This is a genomic window from Streptomyces aurantiacus (assembly GCF_001418335.1).
GTDB classification, from domain to species: Bacteria; Actinomycetota; Actinomycetes; order Streptomycetales; family Streptomycetaceae; genus Streptomyces; species Streptomyces aurantiacus.
Genome location: NZ_LIPP01000018.1, coordinates 26,295 through 33,093, shown reverse-complemented (window position 1 = coordinate 33,093; position 6,799 = coordinate 26,295). Strand labels below are relative to the sequence as shown.

Here is a 6,799-nt window from a genome sequence, read left to right as displayed (position 1 = left end):
GGGTAGGGGCGGGGGTACGGGCCTGCGGGACGGCGGGCCCGTACACGCGGGACCGTCTGGCGGTCACCCGGGCGTGGGCGGGCCGCCGGGCGGCAGCGCGTCCGCCGATACGGGGCTGCTGGACGGGGTCCGGCAATGGCTGGCCGAGAGCGGCGGCGAACCGACCCCCGCGCGCGTGGCGCAGGCACTGCGGGAGCAGGGGCGGGTGCTCGGGGACGCCGAAGTCCTGGGCGCGGCCGAGCGGCTGCGGTCGGAGCTGGTCGGGAGCGGCCCGCTGGAGCCGCTGCTCGCCGATCCCTCGGTCACCGATGTGCTGGTCTCGGCGCCCGACCGGGTGTGGGTGGACCGCGGCGGCGGTCTGGAGCTGACGGCCGTGTCCTTCCCGGACGCCGCGGCCGTACGACGCCTCGCGCAGCGCCTCGCGGCCGTGGCCGGGCGGCGGCTGGACGACGCACACCCCTGGGTGGACGCCAGGCTTCCCGACGGCACCCGCCTGCACGCGGTCCTGCCGCCGGTCGCCGTCGGCTCGACCTGCCTGTCCCTACGGGTCGTACGGCCGAGGGCCTTCACACTCGACGAACTGGTGGCCGCGGGGACGGTGCCGCCGGGCGGGGACCGGCTGCTGCGGGCACTGCTCGACGCGAGGCTCTCGTTCCTGATCAGTGGCGGCACGGGCAGCGGCAAGACGACGCTACTCAGTGCGCTGCTCGGACTCGTCGGACCGGGCGAGCGGATCGTCCTCGCCGAGGACTCGGCGGAGCTGCGCCCCGACCACCCCCATGTCGTACGGCTGGAGTCCAGACCTCCCAACCAGGAGGGCGCCGGACTCGTCACGCTCCAGGACCTGGTGCGCCAGGCGCTGCGCATGCGGCCGGACCGACTGATCGTCGGCGAGGTGCGCGGCCCTGAGGTCGTTTCTTTGCTCGCCGCTCTGAACACGGGGCACGAAGGCGGCGCGGGCACTGTCCACGCCAACGCCGCCTCGGGGGTGCCGGCCCGTCTGGAGGCGCTGGGCACGGCCGCCGGGCTCGACCGGGCGGCGCTGCACAGCCAGGTGGCGGCAGCCCTGTCGGTGGTGCTCCATCTCGTACGCGACCGGGCCGGGCGGCGGCGGATCGCCGAGGTGCATGTGCTGGAGCGGGACCCGGCGGGGCTGGTCGTGACGGTGCCCGCTCTGCGGTGGGGCGCGGAGACCTTCGCGTACGGGCGCGGGTGGGAGCGGCTGCGGGAACTGCTCGGCGGCCTGGGCGACGTGAACGGTGTGGGTGAGCGGAGGGAGGGGCTGTGACGGGGATCGCCGAGGTGTCGGTGGGAGCGGCGCTGGTGTGTGCGGCGGTGGCGGCCCGGCTGATGGACGGGCCGGGGACCGGAGTGCGACGGGCGCGGCTGCTGTGCGCGGGTGGCGGGGCGGCGGGGATCGGGCCGCCGTCGTGGAAATGGGCGGTACGGACCGGGGAGCGGTTGCGGCTGCTGCACGGGACGCGGGGCGAGTGGTGGGCACTGGTCGCCGGGTTGGCGGTCGGCCTGCTGGGGGCGTCCGTGGTGCCGGTCGTCCTGGGAGCGCTGGGAGTTCCGCTGGTACGGCGCGCCCGGCGGGCCGCGGCGGCGCGGCGGGCGAGTGAGCGGCGGGCCACCGCGGTGATCGCGCTGTGCGGGGAGCTCGCGGGGGAGGTCCGGGCCGGCCGGCAGCCTGGAGAGGCCCTGCTGGGCGCCGCCCGGGACTCGGAAGGGTTCGGGGGCGCGCAGGCGGCGGTCCTGGCGGCGGCGCGGTTCGGCGGGGATGTGCCGGGCGCGCTCACCGAAGCGGCACGGCGGCCCGGGGCCGAAGGACTGCTGGGCCTCGCCGCCTGCTGGCGCGTCGCCGTGGACCGGGGCGCCGGGCTCGCGGCCGGCCTCGACCGGCTGGAGGCGGCGTTGCGCGCGGAGCGGGACCAACGTGCCGATCTGCGCGCCCAGTTGGCGGGCGCACGGTCGACGGCGGTGCTGCTCGCGGGATTGCCGGTGCTCGGGCTGCTCCTGGGCACCGCGCTCGGCGCCGACCCGCTGCATGTCGTGCTGCACACGGGAGCGGGTTTCGGTTGCCTGCTGGTCGGCGGGGTTCTGGAGGGCGTCGGGCTGTGGTGGGCGCTGCGGATCGTACGGGGAGCGGAGGCGGGATGAGTGCGGAGGTTGTCCACAGGCTGGGGGTGGCGGTGTGCGTGATGGCGGGGGTGTGGGCGGCGGCCCGGACCCTGGGCGCGGCACGGCGGAAGCGGAGGGTGCGCAGGCGACTGGAGGCGCTGTCGGCATTCCTGCCCGGCGAGCCCGGACCGGCCGTGGAGCCGGTCTCCCTCAGACGGCGCGCGGAGGTGCGTGCTGCGGTGCGGCGATGGCGGCCGGTGATCGGCGCCTTGGGCGCCTGCTGGGTGTTCGTGGGGGGCGCGACCGGGGTCGTGGTGGGACTTGTGGCCGCGTTCGGGCTGTGGCGGTGGCAGCGCAGACCGCTGCCGCTGCCGCTGTCGATGTCGGGGCCGGGGCCGGGGTCGGCGGAGGAGTTCGACGCGGCGCGGGCCGCGCGACAACTGCCGCTTGCCGCTGATCTGCTGGCCGCCTGCATCGCGGCGGGCGCGAGTCCTGTCCTGGCAGCCCGGGCGGTGGGGGAGGCCCTGGAAGGGCCCGTGGGAGAGCGGCTGGCGCGGGGAGCCGCCGAAGTGCGACTCGGTGGCGAACCGGCGGAGGCGTGGCGAGGGCTGGCCGCGTTGCCCGGGGCCCGGGGACTGGCCCGGTTGCTGGAGCGGGCCGGCGAGTCGGGCGTACCGGCGGCGGTACCGGTCGCGCGCCTCGCCGCCGAGACCCGCGCGGAACGGGGGCGCGCCGCCACGGCTCGTGCGCGACGGGCGGGCGTTCTGGTCACGGCGCCCGTGGGGCTGTGCTTTCTCCCCGCGTTCATCGCGATCGGCGTACTGCCGGTGGTGCTCGGGCTGGCGAGCGGGGTGCTGGGCGGGGGTGACTGATGACGGGCTGAACGGGCTGGATCGGGCTGACAAGACGAATGACCAAGTAAGAGGCACGACCAAGGTCAACGGAAGAGAAGGGCACGGGGGTTCTGATGGGCAAGGCAGTGCGGGTACGGGTGCGGGTTCGGGCACGAGTGCGAGGGCTGGCGTCGGCTCTGGCGGGCAGGGCCCGGGTGGGCGGGGCCCGGTTGGCGCGGAGGGAAGCCGGAATGGTGACCTCCGAGTACGCGATGGGGTTGATCGCTGCGGTGGGGTTCGCCGCGTTGCTCTACGAGGTGCTGACCAGCGGGCAGGTGCGCGGGGCGCTGCAGGACATCGTGGGGCGGGCGCTCGATGGGCAGTTCTGAGGCGGGGGACCGTGACGTGGCCGGGGACCGCGGCTTCGTGACGGCGGAGGCGGCCGTGGTGCTGCCGGTGCTGGTCGCGTTCACGATGGCGCTGGTCTGGGCGTTGCTGGCCGCGGCCGCGCTGATCCAGTGCGTGGACGCGGCCCGGGCGGGCGCTCGTGCGGCGGCCCGGCAGGAACCGCCGGGCACGGTGACGGAGATCGCCCGCCAGGCGGCACCGTCCGGCGCCCGGGTCACCGTCCGGCGCGAGGGCGACCTGGTGCACGTACGGGTCGAGGCCGACACACCGGGCCCGGACGCGCTGGCCCTCGACCTGACACAGGAGGCCGCAGCCCTGGCCGAGGAGACGGTGAGGGCGCCCAGGTGAGCACGACGAGAGCGGCGGGAAGGAGAGGAAGGTGAGAAAGGCGGGCAAGGCGGGCAAGGCGGGAACGGTGAGACGGGGAGATCTCGGGAGGCGTACGAGGTCACGTGCGCCGGGTGCGGCTTCGGACCGGGGGTCGGCCACCGTCTGGACCGTGGGCGCGCTCGCGGTGCTGTGCGTGGTCTTCGGTGCCGTGCTCGCGATGGGACAGGCGGTGGTGGCCCGGCATCGCGCGGGCGGCGCGGCCGACTTGGCGGCCCTCGCGGCGGCCGACCACTGGATGGACGGCGGAACGGAGGCGTGTGTTCAGGCGGGCCGGGTGGCACGGGCCCAGGGCACCCGGATCGTGCGGTGCGCGGTCCGGGGCGAGATCGCAGATGTCACGGTCGAGGCGGGTCGGGGGCCGTTGACGGCCGAGGTGCGGTCACGGGCCGGTCCGGCCGGACCGACCACTTTCTCGGGGCCGGCGGACCCGCGACCGAGACCCTGGCCCACGCCCACCGCCGGAGCCCCCGCACAGGGCCCCTAGGGGGCTTCCGCGGCCTTGGCGGCGATGACGTCCGTCTCCCCGCCTTCCCCACCTTCCCTGGCTTCCCGTCCCTCCGCCTCCTCGGGTTGCTCGGCGTTGTCGGACCGCGCGGCCGGTGCTCCCTGCAGAAGCACCGTCAGCAGCCGCACAGCCCCCCGCTTGTGCAGCGGCTCGTTGCCGTTGCCGCACTTGGGGGACTGGACGCAGGACGGGCAGCCGGCGTCGCACTCGCAGGAGGCGATGGCCTGGCGGGTGGCGGTGAGCCACTCGTGGGCGGTGTGGAAGGCACGCTCCGCGAAGCCCGCGCCGCCGGGGTGGCCGTCGTACACGAAGACGGTGGGCAGGAGGGTGTCCGGGTGCAGTGGGACGGAGACGCCGCCGATGTCCCAGCGGTCGCAGGTCGCGAAGAGCGGCAGCATGCCGATCGACGCGTGCTCGGCGGCGTGCAGGGCGCCGCCGAGGATCTCGGGGTTCACGCGGGCGGCGTCGAGCTGGTCCTCGGTGACCGTCCACCACACGGCGCGCGTACGGAGCGTGCGGGGAGGCAGATCGAGTTTCGTCTCGCCGAGCACCTCGCCGGTGATGAGACGACGACGCAGGAAGGAGACGACCTGGTTGGTGACCTCGACGGAGCCGTAGCACAACCGGCCGTCGCCCCAGGGGATTTCGACGTCCGTCTCCAGGACGGAGATGGCGGTGGTGTCGCGGGCGACCGTCGAATACGGCGGGTTGGCCTCCTCGACCAGGGCGACCGAATCGTCCAGGTGCAGCTCGTCGACCAGGTACGTACGGCCCTGGTGGAGGTGGACCGCGCCTTCGTGGACGGTGGTGTGCGCGGCCGAGGCGTCGACCGTGCCGAGCAGCCGCCCGGAGCCGGCCTCCACGATCTGCACCGGGTTCCCGCCTCCGCCGCGGATGTCGGCCAGGTCGGCGGCCCGCTCCCGGCGCGTCCAGTGCCACGACTTCGTGCGGCGGCGCAGCAGCTTCGCGGCCTCCAGTTGCGGCATCAGCTCGGCGGTGGCGGGCCCGAAGAGGGCGAAGTCCTCCTCCGTCAGGGGTATTTCGGCCGCCGCGGCGCACAGGTGGGGTGCGAGGACGTACGGGTTGTCCGGGTCGAGGACGGTGGACTCCACGGGCTGGTCGAACAGGGCCTCCGGGTGGTGGACGAGAAAGGTGTCCAGCGGGTCGTCACGGGCGACCAGGATCGCGAGCGCCCCCTGCCCGGAGCGGCCGGCGCGGCCCGCCTGCTGCCACAGGGACGCACGGGTGCCCGGGTAGCCGGCGATGACGACGGCGTCCAGCCCCGAGACGTCGATGCCGAGTTCCAGGGCGGTGGTGGCGGCGAGACCGAGGAGTTCCCCGGAGTGCAGGGCGCGTTCCAGGGCGCGGCGTTCCTCGGGGAGGTATCCGCCGCGGTACGCGGCCACGCGCCGGACCAGTGAGCGGTCGACCGCGGCGAGGCGTTCCTGGGCGATCACCGAGATCAGCTCGGCCCCGCGGCGGGACCGTACGAAGGCGACCGAGCGGACACCCTGCACGGTCAGGTCGGTGAGGAGGTCCGCGGTCTCGGCGGTGGCGGTACGGCGGACGGGGGCGCCCTTCTCGCCGTGCAGGTCGGTGAGCGGCGGTTCCCAGAGGGCGAACACCAGTTCACCACGCGGTGAGGCGTCGTCGGCGACCTCGACCACGGGCAGGCCCGTGAGGCGGGAGGCGGCGACCGAGGGCTCGGCGGCGGTCGCCGAGGCCATGAGGAAGACGGGGGAGGAGCCGTAGCGGGCGCACAGGCGGCGCAGTCGGCGCAGCACCTGGGCGACGTGCGACCCGAAGACGCCCCGGTAGGTGTGGCACTCGTCGATGACGACATAGCGCAGGGCGCGCAGGAAGGAGGCCCATCGGGGGTGGGAGGGGAGTATCCCGCGGTGCAGCATGTCGGGGTTGGTGAGGACGTAGTTGGCGTACTGGCGTACCCACTCGCGTTCCTCGACGGGGGTGTCCCCGTCGTAGACCGCGGAACGTACGGAGTGGCCCAGGGGTTGTGAGAGTTTTTTCACGGCCCGGCGCTGATCCGCGGCGAGGGCCTTGGTCGGGGCGAGGTACAGGGCGGTGGCGCCGCGGCCGTTCGGCGCTTCGGAACCGTCGAGAAGTGTCGACAGGACCGGGACGAGATACGCCAGGGACTTGCCGGAGGCCGTGCCGGTGGAGACGATCACCGATTCGCCGTCCAGGGCGTGCTCGGCCGCGAGGGCCTGGTGGGCCCAGGGATGTTCGATGCCGGCGGACTGCACCGCCGCGATGACCTCCGGGCGGATCCGGTCGGGCCACACGGCATGGCGACCCTCACGTGGGGGCAAGTGCTCCGTATGAGTGATGCGCGAAGCCCGGCTCGGCCCCGAGGCGAGCCGGTCCAGGATCTCGCCCGGCGAGGGGCGGGATCCGCTGTCCGTCGAGGTGCGATCGGGTCGGAGATTATTGGCCATCGGCATCGAGTGTGTCACTGGCGTGACGGACAATGGGCCCAAGGCGTCGTGCACGCCTGCCGGTAAGTGATTGAATGCCATCGCGG

At 74.7% G+C, this 6,799-nt stretch carries 7 protein-coding genes; 6 read left to right on the top strand and 1 reads right to left on the bottom strand.

Annotation, left to right across the window (positions count from 1 at the left end):
• Nucleotides 1-73 precede the first annotated feature (73 nt).
• From AOK01_RS02585 to AOK01_RS02565, 6 genes are all read left to right on the top strand, one after another.
• A complete protein-coding gene (locus AOK01_RS02585) occupies nt 74-1,288 on the top strand; it encodes a TadA family conjugal transfer-associated ATPase (RefSeq protein ID WP_245702054.1) in 1,215 nt (404 codons plus the stop codon).
• Nucleotides 1,285-2,160, top strand: a complete 876-nt coding sequence (locus tag AOK01_RS02580) for a type II secretion system F family protein (protein ID WP_055507913.1) — start codon at nt 1,285-1,287, stop codon at nt 2,158-2,160. The genes AOK01_RS02585 and AOK01_RS02580 overlap by 4 nt, the downstream gene beginning before the upstream one ends.
• The gene (locus tag AOK01_RS02575; RefSeq protein ID WP_055507911.1) at nt 2,157-2,993 is read left to right on the top strand and encodes a type II secretion system F family protein; all 837 of its coding nucleotides are present in this window, start codon (nt 2,157-2,159) and stop codon (nt 2,991-2,993) included. The genes AOK01_RS02580 and AOK01_RS02575 overlap by 4 nt, the downstream gene beginning before the upstream one ends.
• Nucleotides 2,994-3,205: 212 nt before the next feature.
• Nucleotides 3,206-3,343: a DUF4244 domain-containing protein gene (locus AOK01_RS44630; RefSeq protein ID WP_245702053.1), complete on the top strand. Its 138-nt coding sequence runs from the start codon at nt 3,206-3,208 to the stop codon at nt 3,341-3,343.
• On the top strand, nt 3,330-3,710 hold the full coding sequence (locus AOK01_RS02570) for a TadE family type IV pilus minor pilin (RefSeq protein WP_055507909.1): 381 nt from the start codon (nt 3,330-3,332) through the stop codon (nt 3,708-3,710). The genes AOK01_RS44630 and AOK01_RS02570 overlap by 14 nt, the downstream gene beginning before the upstream one ends.
• Nucleotides 3,711-3,777: 67 nt before the next feature.
• Complete coding sequence (locus AOK01_RS02565) at nt 3,778-4,236, top strand: Rv3654c family TadE-like protein (RefSeq protein WP_055507919.1); 459 nt, start codon at nt 3,778-3,780, stop codon at nt 4,234-4,236.
• Here the strand turns inward: AOK01_RS02565 and AOK01_RS02560 are convergent.
• On the bottom strand, nt 4,233-6,794 hold the full coding sequence (locus AOK01_RS02560) for a DEAD/DEAH box helicase (RefSeq protein WP_245702052.1): 2,562 nt from the start codon (nt 6,792-6,794) through the stop codon (nt 4,233-4,235). The two genes, AOK01_RS02565 and AOK01_RS02560, sit on opposite strands and share 4 nt — an antisense overlap.
• Nucleotides 6,795-6,799 lie beyond the last annotated feature (5 nt).